Source organism: Dietzia massiliensis, from assembly GCF_018390595.1.
Lineage (GTDB): Bacteria > Actinomycetota > Actinomycetes > Mycobacteriales > Mycobacteriaceae > Dietzia > Dietzia massiliensis.
This window is the reverse complement of the sequence record NZ_JAHBAV010000036.1, coordinates 14,158-36,491: the sequence shown is the minus strand read 5'-3', so window position 1 is coordinate 36,491 and position 22,334 is coordinate 14,158. Positions and strand designations below refer to the sequence as shown.

Sequence of the window (22,334 nt, the reverse complement as noted above, 5' to 3'; positions counted from 1 at the left end):
CCGCCCCCCCGCCCCGCCGGCCCCCGGCCCCCCCGCCCCCCCGGCCCCCCGCCCCGCCGCCCCGCCGGCCCGCCGGGGTACGGCTTCTCGCATTCACGCCACGCTCGCGGGGACGCCACGGGTCCTCCGGCATCCACTCGCGCAGTCGGCGTCTCGCCGGCGGGCCGGTGGGCCGGTGGGCCGGTGGGCCGGTGGGCCGGTGGACCGATGGGCCGGTGGACCGATGGGCCGGTGGGCCGGTGGACCGATGGGGCTCGGGCCGGTGGGCCGGTGGGCCGGGAAATGGGAGAAGGGGTGAGCGCTGGTGCGCTCACCCCTTCATCTGAAGCGTGGTGGTCGGCCCGGAGGCAGTCGATCGATCAGGGCCCCTGCTCGAAGCGACGGCGGAACCGGTCCTCCATCCTCGAGGAGTAGGACCGACCGTCGGAGGACTTGGACGAGGTCCGCCCGGCCCCGGGGACACGCGGGCCACCCGGGCCCTTGACGCCCGGCGCGCCAGCGGACGGCGTCGAACGCAGCGCGAGCACCCCGGCCGCGAACATGACTAGGAACCCGACGAGGCTCAGCACGGGGAAACCGCCTGGCTTGAAGTCTAGGGCCAGACCACCGACGAGGAGTGCCACACCGAGGACGGCGAGCGCCACGACCAGGCCGGCGGGACGCCGGGCACCGCTCGCGCCGGTCTTACGGACGGACGACGCGAACTTGGGGTCGTCGGCGTAGAGCGCGCTCTCGATCTCCTTGAGCATGCGCTGCTCGTGCTCGGACAGGGGCACTTCGACCTCCTTCAGATGCTCGTGATGACGAGCGTGGCCGGCTCGGTCGGTTCGCACCGACCGCGGACGGTGATCAGCCGGTCAGGGTTCTCCCCATCATACGAGGGCAACGCGGTCGGGACCACCGGGATTCCCCTGGACGGGCGAGGGGGCCGGTGGGTCCGCTGCGGGGCGGGTCAGGCCGCGGGGCCCAGGACGCCCAGTCGCTGGTCCACCAGGTCCATGAAGCGGCCCACCGCCCACAGGAAATCGTCCGCCATGCGGGCCGAGATCGTCCGGGGGAGCCCGTCCTCGACGGCGGCCGCGAGCGCGGAGTACCCGCCGAGGGCGGTCGCCCACTCCCCCAGTTCCGGCACCTCCGCCGCGAGCCGGTGCCAGACATCGACCGGACCGCGACGGCGGGGCCCCGGGACCAGCAACGCGCCGGCGGAGCACCTGGCGGCGCGGTACGCCTCGACGAAGCGCTCCGACGGGTCGGCCGCCGCGACCGCCCGGCCACGGTGCGCCTCGGCACGCCCGGCGCGGCCGAGTGACCCCGCGGCACCCCCGCGGGACGACCGCGTCCTGCTCGTGGTCCGCGTCCTCCTCGTGTCCATCTGCTGCACCTCCGCCTCCTGCATCTCCGCGTCTCCGCGCACGGTATCGCCGGGGTACGACACATCCCGGCGCCCCGGATCCGCGCCCGTGATCAAATGGGGTGGATGGACACCGTGATCACCCGGCTGGACGCCGCCGACTTCCGAGACCGACTGCCCGAGGCTCTGGGGGTCTACGTCGACGCCATGGGCTACCCGTCGCAGGTGATCCGCTCCCGGGCGGCCGCCTGGATGGAGCACAGCTACCGCGACGGCTGGTCCGGGGTGGCCGCGTTCGAGGCCCCGCGCCGGCGCCTGCTCGGACAGTCGAGGGGCCCGCTGGTCGCGATCTGTTACGGCTACCACGGCGCGCCCGGCCAGTGGTGGTACGAGCAGGTCTCCCGGGGGTTGCGCGACCGGGAGCGCGAACTCCCGTCCGACTACGTCGAGCTGACCGAGCTGCACGTCTCGCCCACCCACCAGGGCCGCGGTATCGGCGGGACACTGCTGCGCAGGTTCCTGGCGGACCGTCCGGAGAGCAGGGTCCTGTTGTCCACACCCGAGGTCGAGGGCGAGGACAACAGCGCGTGGCGGCTGTACCGGTCGCTAGGCTTCACCGATGTGCTGCGGTCGTACCGCTTCGAGGGCGATGCACGGCCGTTCGCGGTCCTCGAGCGCACGTTGCCGCTCCCCGTCCCGGGGACCGACGAGTGAGCCGGCGTCATGACGTGGTGGTGATCGGCTCCGGCCACAACGGGCTGGTCTGCGCCGCCTATCTCGCCCGCGCCGGGCACGACGTCCACGTGGTGGAGAAGGACACCGTGATCGGCGGCGCCACCTCGACGGTCGAACGGTACCCCGGTCACCTGACCGATCGCGGGTCGTCGGCGCACCTCATGATCCGGCACACCGGCATCCCGGAGGAGCTCGACCTCGCGGCCCACGGACTGCGCTACATCGACTGCGATCCGTGGGGGTTCGCGCCCGCTCCGCCCGGATCCGGGGAGCCGCCGATCGTCTTCCACCGGGACCTCGACGCGACGTGCGCCAGCATCGCCGCCGCCTGCGGGGACGCCGATGCCGACGCGTACCGCGAGTTCGTCCGGCGGTGGGACGTCCTCGCGGGACGCATGATGAAGGGCTTCTCGGTGCGGCCGACCGCGCCGGGGCTCGGGTCGGCGTTCCTCGGGGCCGAGGACCTGCGCGACCCGTTCGGCGCGGTCCAGACGTTCCTGTCCTCCGGCGACGCGCTCCTGGACTCGATGTTCGACTCCGAGCGGCTCAAGGCCGCGCTCTCGTGGTTCGGGGCCCAGTCCGGTCCGCCGATGTCGCACCCCGCCACCGCCCCGATGATCGGCTTCGCGGCACTGATGCACCGGATCCCGCCCGGGCGCGCGGTGGGCGGGTCCGGGGCGCTCGCCGACGCGCTGACGTCGGCGATCCGGGCGCACGGCGGCACGGTCACCGCCGGCGCCGGGGCAACCGCGATCCGCCGCTCGGGTCCGGGCTGGCGGGTCGACACCGAGGGCGGCGACTCCCTCCACTGCTCGACGGTGGTGGCGGCGTGCCACGTCCACACGACCCTCGACCTCCTCGAGCACGAGTTGCCGGCGACGACGGTGGACGGGTGGCGGCGGCGGATCCGGCCCGGCTTCGGCCTGGGGATGGTCGTCCGGCTGGGCACCACCGACCTGCCGTGCTACCCGGACGTGCCCACCGAGACCAGTGCCCACGGGCTGCAGCTGCTCGTCACGGACCGGCGACACCTCGACCGGCGCTACGGCGTGGCCGCGGCCGGGGGGCTGGACGCGGACCCCGCTGTCCTGGCCATGAGCTTCAGCTCGCTCGACCCCTCCCTCGCGCCGGAGGGCCGACACGAGCTCACCCTCTGGTCGCAGTGGCACCCGCGCCACCTCGCCGACGGGCGGGGCTGGGCCGAGGCCGGGCCCGGGGAGGCCGACCGCATCATCGCAGCGGCGGACCGGTTCGCCCCTGGTCTGGCGGACTCGATCGTCCACCGACACATCCAGACTCCGGAGGACCTGGAGACCGAGCTCGGGCTGCTCGGCGGGAACGTCATGCACGTGGAGATGTCGCTGGACCAGATGCTGCCGATGCGCCCGCACCCCGACCTGCGCGGCCACGCGGTCCCGGGCGCCGACGGGGTGTTCCTCGCCGGAGCGTCCACCCACCCCGGCGGAGGCGTCATCGGCGCCAGCGGCAGGACGGTGGCGCGACTCGTCGGCCGCAGGCTCGGCAGGTCGGCGCTACGGCGTCGGGGGATCCGGGCAGAATGACCGCCGTGACCGTGCCCCGACCGCTCCGGCGTCCCACGACCGTGCCCTCCACGACCGTGCGCCGCTCAGCCGCCTCCGGCCGCTCGCGGCTGTCCCGACGGGTCGCTGGCCTCACCACGCTGGCCGCCCTGCTGGTCGTGCTCACCGGGTGTCTGCAGCTCAACGCGCAGATGAGCGTCCGTAAGGACGACACCGTCTCCGGACGCATCCTCGTCGCCGGGGACCAGCTGGAACAGGCGGCGGCGCTCGAGCGGCTCGGCGCGCCGTCCGGCCTCGAGCAGAAGGTCCGGATCACGCCCTACTCTGCGGACGGGTTCACCGGTCGCGAGATCTACTTCACCCAGTTGACGTTCGCGGAGATGGACGCGCTCTCCCTGGCGATCGACATCGAGGGCGCCCGCCCGTACACGCTCGGATTCCGCCGCAGCGGCGACACCGTGTCGTTCAGCGGCTCGATCGACCTGTCGATGCTCCCGGCTGATCGCGCCGGATCGACGACGACGCGGGTCGACCTGACGTTCCCCAACCGCATCAGCGAGACCAACGGGACCGTCGGCGCGGGGAACTCCGTGAGCTGGACGCCCGCACCGGGGTCCATCACCCGGATGCAGGCCTCGTCCTCGTACCCCGACCCTGCCACCCGCGGCTTCGCCGTGTGGATGATCGTGGGCGTCGGCGCAGCCCTGCTGGTGTCCATCGGGACGATCCTGGCCGCGCGGACCTCGAGGGCCCGCGCGGACCGGCTGGTGCGCTGAGGCGGTCAGATCCGGCTGGCCGCCACCCCGGGCGCGGGCGCCATCGACAGGTTTGTGAGGACCTCGCGGGTGGCCCGCGAGTAGTTGAGGGTGTTGAAGTGCAGACACGGCACGCCCTCGGAGATCAGCCGCTCACACATCCGAGTGGTCAGGTCGATCCCCACCTCGCGCACCGCCTCGCGGTTCTCCTCCGGCCCGTCCCCCGCCGCGGTGCGCAGGCGCTCGGCCAGGTCGTCGGGCAGCGCGCACCCCGACAGCTCGACCATCCGCTTGACCTGACGCAGGCTGGTGACCGGCATGAGACCCGGGATTATCGGCTTGGCGCCCTGCTCCGGATCGGCCGCGACGGCTCGGTCCCGCAGCCGGAGGTAGTGCTCGACGTCCCAGAACATCTGCGTGATGGAGTACTCGGCCCCCGCGCGCAGCTTGCCGACCAGGACCTCGGTGTCGTGGTCGAGGTCGCGGGCCCGGTAGTGCCCCTCGGGGAAGGAGGCCACGCCCACGTGGTACTCACCCACCTCGTGGATCAGCCGCACGAGCTCCTCGGCGTAGTGCAGCCCCTCCGGGTGGGCCGTCCACTCCCCCAGCGGGTCCCCGGGCGGGTCGCCGCGGAGCGCGAGGATGTTGGAGACCCCCGCCTCGCCGTACATCCGGACCATGTCGGTGAGCTCGGCCACCGTGTGCCCGACCGCCGTGAGGTGGGCGATGGGGACGAGGTCGGTCTCGCGGACGATGCGCTCCACGACCCGGACGGTCCGGTCCCGCGTCGACCCGCCCGCCCCGTAGGTCACGGAGGCGAACGCCGCCCCGAGCTCGGAGAACACGGAGGCCGCACGCCAGAGACGCTCCTCGGCGGCCTCGTCGCGGGGCGGGTAGAACTCGACGGAGAACGGCACCCTCGGGGTGGTGGACGTCTCGATCCGCTCCACGATGCTGGGGTGCCGGCCACCGCCCGTCTGGTCGGAGTCGGGTAGCTGGGTCACCCGACCAGGGTAGCCCGACACGCGTCCGGTCCGGCCGTCGCCCGACGACTAGGATCGTCGGCGACGAGGGCGACCGGACCGGGCGCCCGGAAGGGATGGTGCCCGTGGTCATGGCGACCCGCCCCGACGACGGAGAACGCGTCCTCGCCACGCTCCGCCGCCACATCGAGGGACGGCGCACGGTCGTCGCCGCGGTCGACGAGCGGGTGGACCGGCTGGCCGGGCTCCTGTCGGACTTCGTGCTCGACGGCGGCAAGCGCATGCGGCCCCGGTTCGCACTGGCCGGGTGGGCCGCGTCCCGGCCCGACGCCGGCCCGGCGCCCGAGGAGGTCGTGACCGCCTGCGCCGCCCTCGAACTGATCCAGGCGTGCGCCCTCGTCCACGACGACATCGTCGACGCCTCCGACACCCGCCGCGGCCGTCCCACCGTGCACCGCGCGATCGAGTCCGCGCACCGCCGGGACGGGTGGGACGGCGACGCCGCCCGCTACGGGGTATCGCAGGCGATCCTCGTCGGCGATCTCGCGCTGAGCTGGGCCGACGAGATGTTCGTGACGTCCGGCGTCGACCCGGCCGCGCTGGGCCGGGCGCTCGGCCCGTGGCACGCCATGAAGACCGAGGTCCTGTCCGGCCAGATGCTCGACATCCTCGCCGAGGCGTCCGGGGCCACGGACGAGCAGACCCCCGCCCGGGTGAACCGCTTCAAGACCGCGGCCTACACCGTCGAGAGGCCCCTGCACATCGGGGCCGAACTCGCCGGCGCGACCGACGAGACGGTCGCCGCGCTGAGGGAGTTCGGCGTCGCCGTGGGCCAGGCGTTCCAGCTGCGTGACGACCTGCTCGGGGTGTTCGGCGACCCGGAGGTCACCGGGAAGCCGTCCGGGGACGACCTACGTGAGGGCAAGCGCACCCTCCTGCTCGCCCGCGCGATGACCCTCGCGCCCGGCGAGGACGCGCGCTTCCTCGCCGGGGTCCTGGGCACCGAACCCGACGGCCCGACGCTCGAACGGGCCCGCGCCGTCCTCGTGGACTCCGGGGCGGTCGCCTCCGTGGAGACCGAGATCGAGGAGCTGACCGCCCGCGCGCTGGACGCGATCGCCTCGGAGGCGATCAGCGCACACGGGCGGGACATGCTGCGGGACCTCGCGGAAGCCGCGACCCGCCGGCGGGCCTGACCCGTGCCCGCAGCCACCGGACACCGACCGGAGCGGGACTCCTCGTCGTCGTCACGCCCGCCCACCCGGGCCACCTCGGCGGTGAGCTCCGCCCGGGCCGCCCTGACCGGCCCGTCCGGCCCCGCGCTGTGGCGGGGCGTTTTCGGTGCCGCGCTGCTCACGGTCTCCGGCTTCGGCGCCGGCGCGCTGCCGGTCGACGGCGGCCCCGCGGTCGCGATAGGCCTCCCCGGTTTCACGTTCGGTCACGGTGAGGTCCTGGCCCTCGTCCTGTGCTGGGCGGGCGTCGCGCTCCTGGTCACGTCTTGGCTCTCGCTCGGCCCCCGGGCGGTCTCCGGACGGCTCCCCACGCGCGACGCCGCGTGGGCCACCGCGCTGTGGTCGCTGCCGCTGCTGCCCGCCGTCCCCCTGTTCAGCCGCGACGCGTGGTCGTACCTGGCGCAGGGCGCCATGACCGCCGCGGGCGTCGACCCGTACGAGTACGGGCCCGAGGCCAACCGCGGCCCGTTCACCACCGAGGTCAGCCCCGACTGGCAGTCCACCGCCACCCCTTACGGCCCCCTGCACCTGCTCCTCATGCGCGGCGTCGTGGCCCTGTCGGGCGGGCATCCCGCGGTGGGCGTGCTGATCCTGCGTGTGCTGGTGCTGGTCGCGCTGGCCGGGCTCGTCGCGCTCGTGGCGGCGGCTGCTCGCCGCGCCGGGGTCGACGCGGGCGCGGCCGTGTGGATGGCGGGCACGTCACCACTGACCGTCATCCACCTCGCGGGCGGCCTGCACAACGAGATCTTCCCCCTGGTGGCGTGCCTCGCGGCGGTCGTGCTCACCCTCGACCGGCGCTACGCGTGGGCGGGGGCCGCGATCGGCCTCGCGGTGGCGTTCAAGGCCACCGCCGTGATCGTCGCGCCGTTCCTACTGTGGATCGCTCTCGACCGGCGCCGGCGACTGCAGGGCTCCACGCGGCCTCTTCCGCGGCCGCCCGGGAGTCCCCTCGTGGGCGCGATCCTCGACACGGTCGTCGCCGCGGGCGCGGCGGTCGTCGTGTTCGCGCTGGCCACCCTGGCCGCGGGCACGGGCCTCGGCTGGGTGGACGCCATCTCCGTCTCCGACCGGGTCATCAACTACCTGAGCGCGCCGACCGCCGTGGCCCACCTCGTCCACGCCGCGTTCGACACCCCCGGCTTCGAGGACGTCCTCGCCGTGACCCGGCAGGTGGGGCGCGTGGTGCTCGCGGTGGCGCTGGTCGTGGTGTGGTGGCTGTACCGCCGGGACACCCGCTCGGCGCTGCGCGGCATCATGGTCGCGCTACTGGTCTTCGTGGTACTCAACTCACTGTCCTGGCCGTGGTACCACGTGTGGGTGGCGGCGTTCTGGTTCGTCGCCCGGCCCGGCCCGCGCGCGACGACCGCGGCGGTCGGCGTGACCGTCTTCCTCGTCATGGCGATCGGCCCCAACGGCTCGACCAGCCTCTACAGCCCCACGCTCGTCGGGGCCGCCCTCGTGGCGTCCGCCGCCGCGGCGTGGTGGTGGTGGCGTGCGACCGCCGCGGCACGCACAGAGCCCGGATCCGTCAGAACGCCATCGCCTGCGCGCGACGCATGACCTCCCGCGCGCGGTGGCCGTGGAGCGCGTCGGCCGGGCGGCCGGGCAGGCTGTCGTCCTCGGTGAACAGCCACCGCAGGATCTCCTCGTCCCGATAACCCCCGTCCCGCAGGACGGCGATCAGTCCCGGGAGGAACCGCACGACCTCGTCGTCGTCCAGGAAGACGGCCGGCACCACGACGACGCCCGCGCGGCGGACGGCGAGCAGTGTCCCGTCGCGCAGCAGATCGTGCACGCGGGTCACCGGGATGCCGAGGCGCGCGGACACCTCGGGCAGGTTGATGGTCTCGGCCCCGGCGGGCAGGACGTCGTCGCAGTGCGGAACGGTACTCACGCCTCCCACGTTAGACCCCGGGCCGCGTCGGGACGTCTCCGGACGTACCGCGGACGGGGCGGGAGGGGCAGAATGGACGATATGAGCACTTACGACGGGCAGCCCCCCGGACCAGGCACCCTGCTCGACGGGCGCTACCGGCTCGACGCCGTGATCGCCCGCGGTGGCATGTCCACGGTCCACCTGGCCACGGACGAGCGGCTCGACCGTCACGTCGCCGTCAAGCTGCTCGACCCCACCCTCGCCGGCGACCGCGCGTTCGTGGACCGGTTCACGCTCGAGGCCCGGTCCGTCGCGCGCCTGTCCGATGCCGGCATCGTCCAGGTCTTCGACCAGGGCGTCGAGGCGGGGACCGCGTTCCTCGTCATGGAACTGGTCCCCGGCGGCACGCTGCGGGAACTGCTCGACGAGCGCGGACCGATGCCGCCGTACGCGGCGGCCGCCGTGCTGCGCCCGCTGCTCGGCGCTCTCCGCGAAGCCCACGCCGCCGGCCTCGTCCACCGGGACATCAAACCGGAGAACGTGCTGATCTCCACGTCCGGCGCGGTCAAGCTGGCCGACTTCGGCCTGGTGCGCGCGGTCGCCGAGTCGCGCGCCACCTCCAGCAGCGTGGTCATGGGCACCGCCGCGTACCTCTCCCCCGAGCAGATCTCCGGTGCCGACACGGACCCGCGCTCCGACCTGTATTCCCTGGGCGTGCTGACCTACGAGATGCTCACCGGGGAGCCGCCGTTCAGCGGCGACAACAACATCGCGGTGGCCTACCGTCGCCTCGACACCGACGTCCCCGCGCCGTCCGACCAGTCCGACACCGTCGCCGAGGACCTCGACCACCTGGTCCTGCGCGCAACCCGCCGCAGCCGCGAGGACCGCTACGCCGACGCCGACGAGATGCTGCGCGATCTCGACCGCGCCGCCAAGATCGGGCGGTTCCCCGACTACGTCGTCCCCGCGCCGAGGCAGTCCTCGTGGACGCGGGCCCGGGCGAACGCCGCGCGCGCCACCCCGGGCGGGGAATCCGAGTTCGACGCCGCCGACCGCGAGAGCGGCGAGGCCCTGCGCCGCGGCGACGGTCCGACGCCCACCCGGGTCCAGACGCGTGCCGACCTCGCCCCGGCGCCCCCGGCCGGCGGCCCCGGCACGCACGCCGGCCCCGCCGAGCCCGCCCGCGCACCGCGCGGTGAGGTGGAGGCCGCGCCCGACCGCGACATCATCCGGCCGCGCAGACAGCGCGGCATGTTATGGCTCATCGTGGTGCTCGCCGCGGCGATCGGACTGGCCGTCGCCGGCTGGTGGCTCGGCTCGGGGCGGTTCGTGGAGGTGCCCTCCGTCCAGGGGATGTCGGTGGGCCAGGCCACCGACGCGGTCAACGCCGTGGGGCTCGCGGCCGCGACGCGCGACGCCTTCAGCAACGACGTCCCCCCGTCCGGCCTGGTGGGCACCGACCCCGCGGCCGGCGAGAAGGTGCCCCGCGGGGACACCGTGGCCGTGTTGGTGTCGGTGGGGCGCCCGGTGGTGCCCGAGGTGGGTGCGAACCGGACCGTCGACGCCGTCTCGGCCGCCCTCCGTGAGAACTCGCTGGAGCCGGTGCGCGGCGGCACCGAGTACTCCGACTCGGTGCCAGTCGGCCAGGTGGTGTCGCTGCAGCCCGGCGCGGGCACGACCGTCGACGTGGGCACGCGCGTGGCCATGATCACCAGCTCCGGGCCGGCGCCGGTGGCCGTGCCGGAGGTGGTGGGCCTGGCCGAGGACCAGGCGCGCGCCGCCCTCGAGGGCGCCGGGCTCGCCGTCTCGCAGGTCAGGAGGGTGTACGACGACGAGGTGGACGGTGGCCTGGCCGTGGGCACCGACCCGGACGCCGGGACCGACGTGTCCCGCGGCGACGGGGTCGTCCTGCTGGTCTCCAACGCACTGACCGTGCCCGACATCAGGGACGTGCCCGTCGACGAGGCGACCGACGTGCTCGAGAAGGCCGGGTTCACGGTCGTCCTCGAGTCGCCCGTCACCGATCGTCAGGTCGCCGACGGTCGGGTGGTCCGTACCGAGCCGCCCGCCGGGACCCGCCTCGACCCGTCGGGCGCTGTGCTGCGGATCGTGCCGTCCGACGCGGTGACCGTCCCGGTCGTGCTGGGCTCCCGCGCGTCCGACGCCCGCCAGCGTCTGCAGGAGGCCGGGCTGCGCGCCACGATCGACGCGGGGACGTCGAGCGGCATCGTCTACGGCCAGACCCCGCTGCCCGGCCGGGTGGTGGCCCGGGGCAGTGAGGTCGAGATCGACGCCCTGGGCTGACGCGGCCCAGGGCTGACGCGTCGCGCCGGCGGCCGGGCCCGACGCGTCAGTGGCGCAGCATCTCCGCGACCAGGTAGGCCAGCTCGAGCGACTGCTGGGTGTTGAGCCGCGGGTCGCAGGCCGTCTCGTACCGGCCCGCCAGATCCAGGTCGGAGATGTCCTGGGCGCCGCCGAGGCACTCCGTGACGTCCTCGCCGGTCAACTCGATGTGGATCCCGCCGGGATGCGACCCGAGCGCGTGGTGCACCTCGAAGAAGCCCTGGACCTCGTCGATGATCCGGTCGAAGTGGCGGGTCTTGTAGCCGTTCGACGTGGAGTGCGTGTTGCCGTGCATGGGATCGCACTGCCAGATGACCTTGTGCCCGGTGGCCTCGACCGCGCGGACGATCGGCGGCAGAGCCTCGCGGACCTTGTCGTTGCCCATGCGGGAGACCAGGGTGAGGCGGCCCGGCCGGTTGTCCGGGTCGAGCTTCTCGACGTACTCGACCGCGAGCTCGGGCGTCGTGGTGGGACCGATCTTCAGTCCGATGGGGTTCTGGATGAGCGAGGCGAACGCCACGTGGGCGTCGTCGATGCCGCGGGTGCGCTCCCCGATCCACAGGAAGTGGGCCGACAGGTCGTACAGGCCCGGCTCGGCGTCACCGGTGAGTCCCGTCCCGTCGTCGGCCAGGCGCAGCATCGCCCGCTCGTAGTCCAGGACCAGGGCCTCGTGGGAGGAGAAGATGTCGGCGGACCGCAGGTTCGCGTCGGAGACGCCGCACGCGTCCATGAAGCGCAGGCCCCGGTCGACCTCCGCGGCCAGGGCCTCGTAGCGGGCACCGGCCGGCGAACCGGCGACGAACTCCATGTTCCACTCGTGCACGCGGTGCAGGTCGGCGGTGCCCGACGCCGTCAGGGACCGGACGAGGTTCATCGCCGCGGCCGCGTTGGCGTAGGCGCGGACCAGGCGGGACGGATCGTGCTCACGTGCCGCCTCGTCCGCCTCGATGCTGTTGACCATGTCACCCCGGTAGGACAGCAGTCCGCTGCCGTCGCGGTCGGCGGACCGGGGCTTGGCGTACTGGCCGGCGATGCGACCGACCTTGACCACGGGCATCGAGGCACCGTAGGTCAGCACGACCGACATCTGCAGGAGCGTGCGGATCACGCCCTTGATGTGGGGCTCGGTGTTGGCCTCGAACGTCTCGGCGCAGTCACCGCCCTGCAGCAGGAACGCCCGACCGTGGGCCACGTCGGCCAGGCGGTCCGAGAGGTGCTCGACCTCGGAGGCCACGCAGATCGGCGGGACGCTCTCGAGGACCTTGCGCATGGCGGCGGCGTGCTGCGGGTCCCACGACGGCTGCTGCAGCGCCGGCCGGGAGAGCGCATCGGCCAACTGCCTGTCGAGGTCCGCGGAGAGCGGCGGCAGGTCGGGGAGTTGCGCGATGTCGACGTCGACTGTCCAGTTGCTCACCCCGGCGACGATACGCCACCGCGCGCGGGCGAGGCCTCAGAGACCCAGGTGGGGCGCCTGCTCGGCGATGGCCCGGAACCGCATCGCCACATGGCGGGCGTCACCGAGTGCGTCGTGTGCGCCCCCGGGGTGCGCCGGCAGCTCCGGCCGGCCGGCGAGCTCCCACAGTTGGCGGACGTCACGGGTGAACTTGGGCATCGCCGCCGGGAGCTTCGTCATGTCGCCCCACAGCTGGCACACCGCGACGTGGTCATAGGCGCCGATCCACGCCCACATCTCGACCGGGCCGGTGGGCCGGGCCGTGACGAAGTCGTAGAGCTCGTCGCGGATCCGGGCCCTCGGCATCCACGCCGCGGACGACGGGCTGGGGAGTTTGGGCAGGACGTTGCGGCGGACCCACGGGCCGGCCGTCGACGAGTCGAACTCGGTGGACACCGCGTAGAACTCGCGACCGTCCTCGGCGACGACCCCCACCGACACCAGGTCGATGGTCGTGCCGTCCTCGATGAACTCGCAGTCGTAGAAGTACCGCACCTCGTCAGCGCTGTCCGTCGACGGGCTGGTCGAGCAGGTTGTGCCCTGACTCGCGCACCGCCTGGTAGCGCTTCTTCATGTCCGCGCCGTAGATGTCGTGGACGTACTCCTGGCCGGTGAGGGCCTGGATGCGACGCATGAGCTCGTCGGTGACCTCGCGCTCGGCCGCCCGGTCGCCTTCACGGCCGGCCCACGGCGAGAGGTCGAGCGGCTCGCCGAGCATCACGCGGACCTCGGTGCGCGGGAAGAAGCGGAACCTGGTCGCCTTGCGGACGTACTCGCCGGTGCCGGAGACCCCGACGGGGATGATCGGCACGCCCGCACGCAGCGCCAGCCGGGCCGGTCCGGTCTTGCCCCGGTAGAGCCGCCCGTCCGGGGAGCGGGTGCCCTCCGGGTAGATGCACAGGATCTGCCCGGACGACAGGACTTCGAGACCGGCGTCCAGGGCCGCCTGTGCGGCGTCGGCGTTGGTGCGGTCGATCGGGTACTGCCCGGAGCCGGCGAAGAACCACCGGCTGAGCATCCCGCGGATGCCGGTTCCCGTGAAGTAGTCACTCTTGGCCAGGAACGTCACCCGGCGCGGCAGGAGCAGCGGGGTGAACAGCCAGTCCGCGACCGACTGGTGGTTGCCGACGAGGAGAGCGGCCCCCCGGGCCGGGAAGTGCTCGCGTCCCGTCACGACCCGCCGACTCGTCACCCGGAGGAACGGGCCGATGAACACGTACTTGAACAGGTAGTACAGCAACGCGGTCCCCGGTCCTCTCGTGGTGGCAATCGACGAATGCGGATACTACCCGGCCGTGTCGGCGGAACCGGTCGGCACGAGGTTCTGCGGCCACAGATCGGGGTCCGGGAGAAAGCGTAGCCGGACGCGCCCGGCGTCGGCGTCGAAAGTCGAGTCGACGAGGACGCAGCGGGTCAGCAGCGGCGGCAGGCCGAGAACGGCGCGGAAACCGTCGTGTTCGAGGCGGAGCCGGTCGCCCTCGACGGACGCCGGCGTGGAGGGCGCGGTCGGGACGGGGTATTCGACGCGGTATCCCCCGTCGCCGTCAGGCGCCACCTCGGGCCGGACGGCGCCGCGTGCGAGCGCCGCCATCGCGGCCGTCCGCTCCGGTGCGCGGCCGACGACGATCACCTCGAGCGGGCCCGAGAGGAAACCGGCCACGTCACCGGCGAGCAGCGCGAGCCGGTGCGCCTCCCGGACACGGGCGTCCGCACGGGTGCCGGCGGCCATGGACGCAAAGCGCACATTTGCCGGCCACCGCGACTCGACGAAGGCGGCCAGTTCCCCGGCCGCGGCGATGCGGCGGACGGCGGCCAGGTCCCCGTCGAGTTCGACCACGACGACATCCCAGTAACCGGACGCCGCCGCGCGGCGCGCGTACTCCCATCCGAGCACGGCTGCCAGCGGTGTGTCGCCGCCTGCCGAGAGGGCGGCCAGGACGTCGTCATCCGGGTCGGCGGCACCGGATCGGTACGCCTCCAGCCTCGCGGTCGGGTCGTCGGCGCGAACCTCGACCGGGCCCTCGTCGGAGGTGTCGAGACGGGGGTCGACGGCATCAGGGTGCCCGGTCAGGACCAGGGCGGTCCGCCCAGACTCCGCGAGTAGCCCGCCGGTGACGCCGGCGCGTTCGGCAGGGTCGCCGCCGAGGACGACGACCACACGGGTGTGGTTCACCGGGACTCGGCCCGTCGTTTGAGCTCACTGAGCGCGTCGCCCAGGATGCGTCGCTGGGCACGGCTGCGCAGACTGCCGATCACCGGCACCGTCAGTTCGATCTCCAGTTCGTAGTCCACCCGGGTGCCGGCTACCACGGGTTCCAGACGATACGACCCGCGCTGGTCCCGCTGCAGCGTCGAGCTCTCGAGGCGCCACTCCACCGAGCGGTGATCCGCCGACCAGGAGTACACGAGCACGTACTCGTCGACGATCGCGCCCGCTCGCAGCTGGAACCGCACTCTGTCCGGGCGGCCGTCCGCGCCCGTCGACAGCACCTCGGCGGCGTCGATCGACGCGGACCACTCCGGATAGGCCGCGAAGTCGGCGATGACCGCCATGACGTCCGCCACCGACGCGTCGACCACGGTGGAGTCTCTGGTCGGCCAGACCTCGGGGGCGCCGTCGTGCTCGCTCATGCCCTCCAGCTTCACACATCCCGACCCGGGATGCGCCCACGCCGAGTCCTGAGGGTGCCGGTCGCCGTGGCCGCTGCGGTGGGGCGGCGATAGTGTGTGGTCACCGACATACGACGAACGTCTCCACCGGGAGGACCCTTTGCGCGAATACGTCGCGGCACCCGCCACCTTCACCGTCCCCGACGACTGGTCCTGCGTTCAGTCGGCCTACGACCGAGCGGAACAGACTCCGGAGAACTTGGCGTTCCTCAAGCCCGTCGGCGGGCGGTGGACGGACGTCACCAACCGTGAGTTCGCCGAGGAGGTCCGCACGGTCGCCCGCGGCCTCGTGGCCCTGGGCGTCCAGGCGGGCGACAGGGTCGCCCTGCTCAGCGCCACGCGCTACGAGTGGAACCTGATCGACTTCGCCATCTGGGCGGTCGGGGCGGTCACGGTGCCGGTGTACGACAGCTCGAGCGCTGACCAGATCCGGTGGATCATGGAGGACTCCGGCGCGAAGCTGATCATCGTCGAGAACGACACCCACGCGGCGACGGCCCGCGAGGGCATCGAGGGGCTCGAGGTCTCCGACGTCCTCGTGATCGACGGCGCCGAACCGGTTCTGGAGACTCTCACCGCCCAGGGCGCCTCGGTCGACGCCTCCGTCCTGGACGAGCGCCGAGCCACGGTGCGGGCCGACTCGCCCGCGACACTCATCTACACCTCCGGCACGACGGGGCGCCCCAAGGGCGTCATGCTCAGCCACCACAACTTCATGTCCGAGACGCTCGCCGTGCTCGAGACGCCCTTCAGCCAGATCCTGCGCATCGACGCGACCTCGGTGATGTTCCTCCCGTTGGCGCACGTGCTGGCCCGCGCGATCACCTATGCCGGCTTTCACGCCGGTGTGACGATCGCGCACTCCTCCGACCTCACCAACCTCGTCGACACCTTCGGCGAGATGAAGCCGCACTACATCCTGGCGGTCCCCCGCGTCTTCCAGAAGGTCTTCAACAAGGCCCGGGCGACCGCCCAGGACGGCGGCACGGTCAAGGCGTGGATGTTCGACAAGGCGGCCGACACCGCCGTGGCGTACTCCAAGGCCAACCGGGGCGACGGCCGCGTGGGTCCGCTCCTCCGGCTGCGCCACGCCCTCTTCTCGAAGCTCGTCTACGCCAAGCTCGTCAACGCCCTCGGTGGACGCTGTGAGGTCGCCATCTCCGGCGGCGCGGCCCTCGGTGACCGGCTGACCCACTTCTTCGACGGCATCGGGGTCAACATCTTCGAGGGCTACGGCCTGACGGAGACGTGCGCCGCGATCACGGTGAACACCCCGGGCCACATGCGCATCGGCAGCGTCGGCCAGCCGCTCCCCGGGTGCGCCGTCCGTATCGCCCAGGACGGCGAGGTCGAGGTGAGCGGCCCCGTGGTGGCCTCCGGCTACTGGCAGAACGAGAAGGCGACCGCCGAGTCCTTCACGGACGGCTGGTTCCGGACCGGCGACCTCGGCTCGCTGGACGAGGACGGCTACCTGTCGATCACCGGCCGCAAGAAGGAGATCATCGTCACGGCCGGCGGCAAGAACGTGGCTCCCAACCAGCTGGAGGACGCCCTGCGCGCCGATCCCCTGGTCGCGGAGGCGGTCTGTGTGGGCGACGGCAAGCCGTTCGTCTCCGTCCTGCTGACCCTGGATCCGGAGGCCCTGGAGCGCTGGAAGTCCCACCACGACAAGTCGGGGTCGCTGTACGAGCTGCTCAAGGACGCCGACATGATCGAGCACCTCGATCAGGCGTTGGCGCGGGCGAACCGCAGCGTGTCGCACTCGGAGTCGATCAAGAAGTACCACGTCCTGCCGGACCAGTTCACCGAGGAGACCGGCGAGCTCACCGCGTCGCTCAAGGTCAAGCGCAACGTGGTGCACCAGAAGTACGCCGAGCAGATCGAGGCCCTCTACGCCTGACGGTCGGGCCGAGCCGGACGGCACGACGGCCCGGACGCGTGCTCTCGCGGGTCACTCCCCCGAGAGCACGCGTTGCATGTCCCGCGCCAGGTCCTCCCACCGCCAGTTCTCGAGGACCCAACGGCGGCCACTGAGCCCCATCGAGGACGCCCGCGGACGGTCCTCGAGCAGCCCGGCCACCGCGTCGACGATCTCGCGCCGCGAGGTCCCGTCCACCACGAGTCCGGTCCGCCCGTCCCGGACCGTCTCCGGTGCTCCCCCGCTACGCCCCGCCACCACCGGTACGCCACACGCCGAGGCCTCGAGGTAGACGATCCCCAGTCCCTCCACGTCCAGCCCGCCGCCGCGCGTGCGGCACGGCATCGCGAAGACGTCGGCCATGCGGTGGTGGTCGACGATCTCGTCCGCGGGGATCCGGCCGGAGAAGATGACCCGGTCCGCCACGCCGTACCGGCGTGCGAGCCCCTCGAGCGTCCGTCTGTACGGCCCCCCGCCGACGACGACGAGGACGGCCCCGGGCACCCGGCGGGCGATCTCCGGCATCGCGCGGATGAGCGCATCCTGACCTTTCCGCGGCACGAGACGGGACAAGCACACGATCACATCGCGGTCCGCGACCCCGTAGCGGTCCCGGATCGCCCGGCGCCTGACCGGGTCCGGGCGGAACCGTTCCGTGTCGACACCGCCCGGTTGACGCACCAGCCGTGCCCGGGGGCCGAAGGCCGCGGAGACGCGCCTTCGCGTGTAGTCACTGACGTAGGTGATCGCGTCGGTCGACTCCCCGATCACGCGCAGGACCTGACGCGACCCGGGGAGCATCGACCATCCCACCTCGTGCCCGTGGGTACTCGCCACGATCCGCTCCACGGGACCCTCACGCAGGACCGGGGCCATGGCCGCGAGCGGGGCGGCCGCCCCGAACCAGATCGTCGTCGCCCCGAAATCCGAGGCGAGGCGGCGCGCCCGGGCCGCCAGGTCCGGCGTCGGCAGCAACATCTCGGTGGGCACGCGCTCCACGAGATAGGGCTTCGACGCGTCGTACTCGGCGGACTCGGCACCGCGGAACGTCGACGCGAGGACCGCGACCTCGGCGGGGTCGAGGTGGCTCAGGTACGTCTCGAGATAGGACTGGATCCCGCCGGGGCGCGGCGGGTAGTCGTTGGTGATCAGCAGGGTCTTGGTCATCGACTCCGAGCCTGCCACAGCACCTACACCGGCCCCGCGCGACCCGGCACGACCCGTGCGCCCCGGAAACGTCACGGGGCCGTTCGCGCGCGGTCAGTACCGCCGGATCGAATGGATCGGCATAGCGTCGACCCTCTCCAGTCTGACGGGGACGCCGTAGGTCGGGGCGTGCAGCACCAGGCCGTCGCCGGCGTACATCCCCACGTGGGTTGCCTCCGGGTAGTAGATGACGAGATCGCCGGGACGGGCGTCCCGCATCGCCACGGGCGCCCCGGAGACCGCCTGCGCCTGGCTCGATCGTGGCAGGGTCTTGCCCTCCCGGGCGTACGACCACACCATGAGCCCGGAGCAGTCGAACTCGTCGGGACCGGTGGCGCCCCACGAGTACGGAGCGCCGAGCCGGGTCAGTGCCACGCGGAGCGCGGCCGAGTTGGTGTCGTCCACGGGCGGGGCGACGTAACCGGCGGGCATCACCGGCCCGCCGACCCACAGGGCCCGCTGCCCGTCCGACAGGGAGTCCACGCGGCGACGTACCTCGTCCATGAGTTCGCGCATCTCGGCCATGCGCCGGTCGAGGTGATCGGCGTGCTCTCGCGCCGCGCGAGCGGAGGCCCGCGCCGTATCCGCGGCCCTGGTGGCGTCATCCCGGAGGCGTGCGGCCGTCTCGGAGGCCGCCCGCGAGGCGTCCAGTGCGCTCGTGGTCGCGCCGGACAGCCGGCGTAGCGCGTCCAATCTGTGCACGAGGTCCCGTGGGCTCTCGGCGAGCATCGCGGCCCGGGTCGCGCCCGGGTCGCCACCTCGGTACCTCATGGCGGCGAGGTGGTCGACGAGGGACTGATCCCTCACGGCCGCACCGTCGGCCACCGCGGCTCGGCCGGCGGCTGCCCCGGCGGCCAGCTCGAGGCGATCCCGCTCCCGCTCGGCGCGGTCGAGTTCCGCGCGGGCCAGGTGGAGTTCCTCGCCGAGAGCCCCCGCCTCCTCGGACAGCCGCGCCAACTCGGCCAGGTCCTCGCCCGCCGCGGACACGGAGCCCTCCGGAGCACCGCGCGAGGCGGAGGCCGGCGCATGGACCGCGCTCTCGCTCAGAGTGGGGGGAGCGTCAGCCGCGGGGGCCGCGGTCGTCGTGGAGGCGGCGACGGGAACGGTGGGCTGAGCAGTGGCGGTGGGCTGAGCAGTGGCGGTGGGTTGAGCAGTGACACCGGCGACGGCCAGCAGCACCACGACCGCCGCGGCGGCGGCGAGCCTGTTCGCGCGGCCACGGGGCTTCATCTGCTCTCGTCGGTCTCTCGGATCCGGGGTTAGCCTGGGCGGGGCCGATCCGGCCACCTGCGAAGGCATCCGGCACCCGAGAGAGGATGTTACATACGACACACCCCGCCCGGGGCCGGTACGCGACCGGTCTCAGGCGGGGTGTGTAGGAGTCGGAGAGCCGACCCGCTCAGTAGTAGCGGGTGGCGCCGTAGAACGGCATGGAGTCCAGCGGCGCGTAGCTCACGGAGGTACCGGAGTACGGGGCGTGGACGACCTGACCGTTGCCGGCGTAGATGCCGACGTGGGTCGCGCCGCTGTAGAAGGCGACGATGTCACCGGGCTGCAGGTCGGACTTGGCCACCTGCGTGCCGCCGCCGATCTGGGCCTGGCTCGTGCGCGGGATCGAGATCCCCGCCTCCTTGTAGGCCCACGAGGTCAGGCCGGAGCAGTCGAACGAGCTGGGGCCGGTCGCTCCCCACGCGTAGGGCGAGCCGACACGAGTGGTGGCCGCGTCCAGGATGCGCTGGCCGGTGGAGATTTCGGGCGCCGGGGTGGCGAACTCGACCGGAGCGGCCGGGGCCGCCTGGGCGGCCTGCTGGAGGCCGGCCGGAAGGGCGATGCCCTCCGGGACGTCGATGGTGACCTGGGCCGGAACACCCGGCAGCCGCAGCTCGACGGGGACGTCGACGGTCACGGGCGCGGCGGACGCGGTCCCGGAGCCCGCGACAGCGGCTCCGGCGGCGAGCAGTCCGGCGGCGGCCACGCGGCGGCCGGTCGAGCTGGTCTTGATGCTGTGGGCTCCCACGAGAGACTTTCCTCTTTCTTCCTGCGACACCGACCGGGTTAGCTGACGGGTTCGGACACGGAAGTCTGTCCTACGCTCGCCGACCTCCCGGTCGTCGAGCGATTCACCCCAGTGGAACGTGGTTCCCCGGCGCGCCCTCGGGCGCTTAGGCGTGACCCCGGCTCCCCACCGGCGGGCGGGGAATGACTTCCGAGGTCTCGAAAAGGTTACGAAACCATCTCGCCGAAGTCCAGTCCCCCGCTCACGCGGCGGTTTCCGCGGCCAGGATGTCGATGGACGTCACCATACCCGCGGCTCGGAGGACATCGATCGCCGTCCGCACCTCCGGGTCCAGCACGTACCCGCAGGACTCCGGAGAAAGCTCGTCTACCTGGCCCTTCTCGCCGAGAAGCAGGGAAACGATGCAGCCTTCACAGTCGCCCGCCACCGCCGGGCAGCGAGCGCAATCCATTGACACCATGATCTACCTCACATTCCGTCCTGGGCGTGTTGCCCGTTCGTTATCGCGCCGCGATCCGGCCGCGGCGGTCGGCCCGGGAGGCACCCTAGGAACCGGGTACGACACACTCCCCCGGACCGTGACCCGGACGCCGCCCCCGGACGGCGATGTCCGACCCCGCCGCTACCGTCTCCGCCATGCCCCCCTCCACCTCACCGGCACCCGTCGGCGCGCAGGGCGCGTTCGACGAGCTCGAGCCGCTGCTGTCCGAGGTGACCTTCGTCGTCGTCGACCTCGAGACCACCGGCACCAAGCCGGGCGGCGACGAGATCACCGAGATCGGCGCCGTCCGGATCCGGGGAGGCGAGGTGCAGGCGGAGCTGTCCACCTTCGTCTCGATCGACGGCGTACTGCCGGGGCACATCAGCAGGCTGACGGGGATCGCCCCGGAGGACCTCGTCGGCGCACCGTCCCTCGGCGAGGTGATGGCGACGTTCCTCGAGTTCTCGCGCGGCGCTGTCCTGGTGGCACACAACGCCAGGTTCGACCTCGGCTTCCTCCGCGCCGCCGCAGCCGCGACGGGCCACCGGTGGCCGGATCCCCCGTCCGTGTGCACCCTCGCACTCGCCCGGCGGGTGCTGCACCGCGGCGAGACGCGTGGCCACCGGCTCGGGGTCCTGGCCGCACACCTGGGCGCCACGGTCGAGCCCAATCACCGCGCCTTACAGGACGCGCGCGCCACGGTGGACGTGCTGCACGCCCTCATCTCGCGGGTGGGTGACTGCGGGGTGTCCACCCTCTCCGAACTGCTGGCGTACGACGCCCGCCTGGCTCCCGAGATCCGACGTCGCGCGACCCTCACCGAGGCGCTCACCGACGGCCCCGGGGTCTACGTCTTCCGCGACGAGGCCGGCGGGCCGCTGTACGTCGGGTCATCCGGCTCGGTGCGTCGTCGCGCGCGCTCCTATTACTCCGGCGGAGACACCCGCGGGCGGATGCGCACCATGGTCGGCCTGGCCGCCTCGGTGGAGTCGGTGCCGTGCGCCCACCTCCTCGAGGCGTGGACCGTCGAGGAACAACTCATCGACTCACTGCAGCCCCCGTTCAACAGACGGTCCCGCAGCCCTCGCCGAGGCTGGTGGCTCTCCCCTCCCACCGGCCGCGCCAGCCGTCCGACGATCGTCCGGATCCCGGACGACCCCACGGCGATCGGGCCGTTCCGTCGCACCGAGGACGCACGCGCCGCGTGGGAGGACCTCCTCGAGGCGTTCGGCGGTCGGCCCACGCCCGAGCGCTGGGCGGCGCTCGCCGACGGGCGGGACCAGGCCCCGCTGCACGCGCTCGTCGAGCAGATCGACCGACTCGCCGCCGACGGCGCCTTCGAGCGCGGGGCGAGACTGCGTGACAGGACCGCCGCCCTCATCCGGGTACTCGCCCGCCGGCAGGAGCTGGCCGCCACCGCCGCGCTCGCGGAGATCGTGCTCGTCCAACCGGCGCCCCGACGGGCCTGGGCGGTGGCGATCGTCCGCCACGGCCGGCTCGCCGGATCCGGCACGGTCCCACCCGGAGCCGCGCCGATGCCGGTCATCGACGGCCTACGGGCCGCCGCGACCACCGTGCGGCCCGCGCCCGGGCCGTTCGCCGGGGCGACCCAGGCTCAGATCCGGAACGTCCACCGGTGGATCGACTCCCAGCAGACCCGCATCGTCTCGGTCGACGGCTGCTGGACGCTCCCCTTGCGGGGTGCGCACACCCTGACGGACTGGGCGGACCGGGCCGAACGCGCGGCCGCCGATCACCGCCCCGCCTGAC

At 73.0% G+C, this 22,334-nt stretch carries 21 protein-coding genes and 1 riboswitch; of the genes, 8 read left to right on the top strand and 13 right to left on the bottom strand.

Going from position 1 to position 22,334, the window contains the following annotated elements:
- Positions 1–359 precede the first annotated feature (359 nt).
- Positions 360–776: an SCO2097 family morphological protein gene (locus tag KHA85_RS10980; protein WP_213185817.1), complete on the bottom strand. Its 417-nt coding sequence runs from the start codon at positions 774–776 to the stop codon at positions 360–362.
- Positions 777–952: 176 nt separating this feature from the next.
- Positions 953–1,372: an SAV_6107 family HEPN domain-containing protein gene (locus tag KHA85_RS10975; RefSeq protein ID WP_213185816.1), complete on the bottom strand. Its 420-nt coding sequence runs from the start codon at positions 1,370–1,372 to the stop codon at positions 953–955.
- Positions 1,373–1,477: 105 nt separating this feature from the next.
- Between KHA85_RS10975 and KHA85_RS10970 the strand changes: the two genes are divergently transcribed.
- The 3 genes from KHA85_RS10970 to KHA85_RS10960 are packed head-to-tail and all read left to right on the top strand — an operon-like array spanning position 1,478 to position 4,403.
- On the top strand, positions 1,478–2,065 hold the full coding sequence (locus KHA85_RS10970) for a GNAT family N-acetyltransferase (protein WP_061228940.1): 588 nt from the start codon (positions 1,478–1,480) through the stop codon (positions 2,063–2,065).
- Positions 2,062–3,648, top strand: a complete 1,587-nt coding sequence (locus KHA85_RS10965; protein WP_061228919.1) for a phytoene desaturase family protein — start codon at positions 2,062–2,064, stop codon at positions 3,646–3,648. Before KHA85_RS10970 ends, KHA85_RS10965 begins: the two co-directional genes overlap by 4 nt.
- On the top strand, positions 3,645–4,403 hold the full coding sequence (locus KHA85_RS10960) for an LppM family (lipo)protein (RefSeq protein WP_061228918.1): 759 nt from the start codon (positions 3,645–3,647) through the stop codon (positions 4,401–4,403). The genes KHA85_RS10965 and KHA85_RS10960 overlap by 4 nt, the downstream gene beginning before the upstream one ends.
- A 5-nt stretch (positions 4,404–4,408) precedes the next feature.
- Here the strand turns inward: KHA85_RS10960 and metF are convergent, their stop codons facing one another.
- Positions 4,409–5,386 (bottom strand): methylenetetrahydrofolate reductase [NAD(P)H], encoded by a 978-nt coding sequence (gene metF, locus KHA85_RS10955; protein ID WP_213185815.1) that lies wholly within the window; start codon positions 5,384–5,386, stop codon positions 4,409–4,411.
- 95 nt (positions 5,387–5,481) lie between these two features.
- Here metF and KHA85_RS10950 point away from each other — a divergent pair, with 95 nt between their 5' ends.
- On the top strand, positions 5,482–6,561 hold the full coding sequence (locus KHA85_RS10950) for a polyprenyl synthetase family protein (RefSeq protein WP_213185814.1): 1,080 nt from the start codon (positions 5,482–5,484) through the stop codon (positions 6,559–6,561).
- 3 nt (positions 6,562–6,564) lie between these two features.
- Positions 6,565–8,157 carry a polyprenol phosphomannose-dependent alpha 1,6 mannosyltransferase MptB gene (gene mptB / locus KHA85_RS10945; RefSeq protein ID WP_308936927.1) on the top strand — a complete coding sequence of 531 codons (1,593 nt, stop codon included), beginning with the start codon at positions 6,565–6,567 and terminating at the stop codon, positions 8,155–8,157.
- On the opposite strand, the gene KHA85_RS10940 is transcribed toward mptB, so the two are convergent.
- The gene (locus KHA85_RS10940; RefSeq protein WP_213185813.1) at positions 8,126–8,491 is read right to left on the bottom strand and encodes an Rv2175c family DNA-binding protein; all 366 of its coding nucleotides are present in this window, start codon (positions 8,489–8,491) and stop codon (positions 8,126–8,128) included. The two genes, mptB and KHA85_RS10940, sit on opposite strands and share 32 nt — an antisense overlap.
- 81 nt (positions 8,492–8,572) lie before the next feature.
- On the opposite strand from KHA85_RS10940, the gene pknB reads away from it, so the two are divergent.
- On the top strand, positions 8,573–10,780 hold the full coding sequence (gene pknB / locus KHA85_RS10935; protein WP_236885529.1) for a Stk1 family PASTA domain-containing Ser/Thr kinase: 2,208 nt from the start codon (positions 8,573–8,575) through the stop codon (positions 10,778–10,780).
- A gap of 46 nt (positions 10,781–10,826) precedes the next feature.
- Here pknB and KHA85_RS10930 read toward each other — a convergent pair whose 3' ends face one another.
- From KHA85_RS10930 to KHA85_RS10910, 5 genes are read right to left on the bottom strand one after another with little or no spacing between them, the layout of a single operon-like run.
- The gene (locus tag KHA85_RS10930) at positions 10,827–12,233 is read right to left on the bottom strand and encodes a class II 3-deoxy-7-phosphoheptulonate synthase (protein WP_213185811.1); all 1,407 of its coding nucleotides are present in this window, start codon (positions 12,231–12,233) and stop codon (positions 10,827–10,829) included.
- A gap of 36 nt (positions 12,234–12,269) precedes the next feature.
- The gene (locus KHA85_RS10925; protein WP_213185810.1) at positions 12,270–12,767 is read right to left on the bottom strand and encodes a polyadenylate-specific 3'-exoribonuclease AS; all 498 of its coding nucleotides are present in this window, start codon (positions 12,765–12,767) and stop codon (positions 12,270–12,272) included.
- Positions 12,768–12,771: 4 nt separating this feature from the next.
- On the bottom strand, positions 12,772–13,512 hold the full coding sequence (locus KHA85_RS10920; protein ID WP_213185809.1) for a lysophospholipid acyltransferase family protein: 741 nt from the start codon (positions 13,510–13,512) through the stop codon (positions 12,772–12,774).
- Positions 13,513–13,557: 45 nt separating this feature from the next.
- On the bottom strand, positions 13,558–14,445 hold the full coding sequence (locus KHA85_RS10915; RefSeq protein ID WP_213185808.1) for a hypothetical protein: 888 nt from the start codon (positions 14,443–14,445) through the stop codon (positions 13,558–13,560).
- A complete protein-coding gene (locus KHA85_RS10910) occupies positions 14,442–14,903 on the bottom strand; it encodes an SRPBCC family protein (protein ID WP_213185807.1) in 462 nt (153 codons plus the stop codon). Before KHA85_RS10910 ends, KHA85_RS10915 begins: the two co-directional genes overlap by 4 nt.
- Positions 14,904–15,042: 139 nt before the next feature.
- Here KHA85_RS10910 and KHA85_RS10905 point away from each other — a divergent pair, with 139 nt between their 5' ends.
- On the top strand, positions 15,043–16,842 hold the full coding sequence (locus KHA85_RS10905) for an AMP-dependent synthetase/ligase (protein ID WP_213185806.1): 1,800 nt from the start codon (positions 15,043–15,045) through the stop codon (positions 16,840–16,842).
- A gap of 51 nt (positions 16,843–16,893) precedes the next feature.
- Here the strand turns inward: KHA85_RS10905 and KHA85_RS10900 are convergent, their stop codons facing one another.
- The 4 genes from KHA85_RS10900 to KHA85_RS10885 all read right to left on the bottom strand — a co-directional run bounded on the left by KHA85_RS10900 (position 16,894) and on the right by KHA85_RS10885 (position 20,534).
- Positions 16,894–18,027 carry a glycosyltransferase family 4 protein gene (locus KHA85_RS10900; protein WP_007632189.1) on the bottom strand — a complete coding sequence of 378 codons (1,134 nt, stop codon included), beginning with the start codon at positions 18,025–18,027 and terminating at the stop codon, positions 16,894–16,896.
- A gap of 93 nt (positions 18,028–18,120) precedes the next feature.
- Positions 18,121–19,296: an NlpC/P60 family protein gene (locus KHA85_RS10895; RefSeq protein ID WP_213185805.1), complete on the bottom strand. Its 1,176-nt coding sequence runs from the start codon at positions 19,294–19,296 to the stop codon at positions 18,121–18,123.
- Positions 19,297–19,465: 169 nt separating this feature from the next.
- The gene (locus tag KHA85_RS10890; RefSeq protein ID WP_213185804.1) at positions 19,466–20,083 is read right to left on the bottom strand and encodes a C40 family peptidase; all 618 of its coding nucleotides are present in this window, start codon (positions 20,081–20,083) and stop codon (positions 19,466–19,468) included.
- Between the two features lie 12 nt (positions 20,084–20,095).
- Positions 20,096–20,245: riboswitch (cyclic di-AMP (ydaO/yuaA leader) on the bottom strand.
- A gap of 79 nt (positions 20,246–20,324) precedes the next feature.
- Positions 20,325–20,534, bottom strand: a complete 210-nt coding sequence (locus KHA85_RS10885; RefSeq protein ID WP_236885528.1) for a hypothetical protein — start codon at positions 20,532–20,534, stop codon at positions 20,325–20,327.
- Positions 20,535–20,719: 185 nt separating this feature from the next.
- On the opposite strand from KHA85_RS10885, the gene KHA85_RS10880 reads away from it, so the two are divergent.
- A complete protein-coding gene (locus tag KHA85_RS10880; protein ID WP_236885527.1) occupies positions 20,720–22,333 on the top strand; it encodes a DEDD exonuclease domain-containing protein in 1,614 nt (537 codons plus the stop codon).
- The last annotated feature ends 1 nt before the right edge of the window (position 22,334 follow it).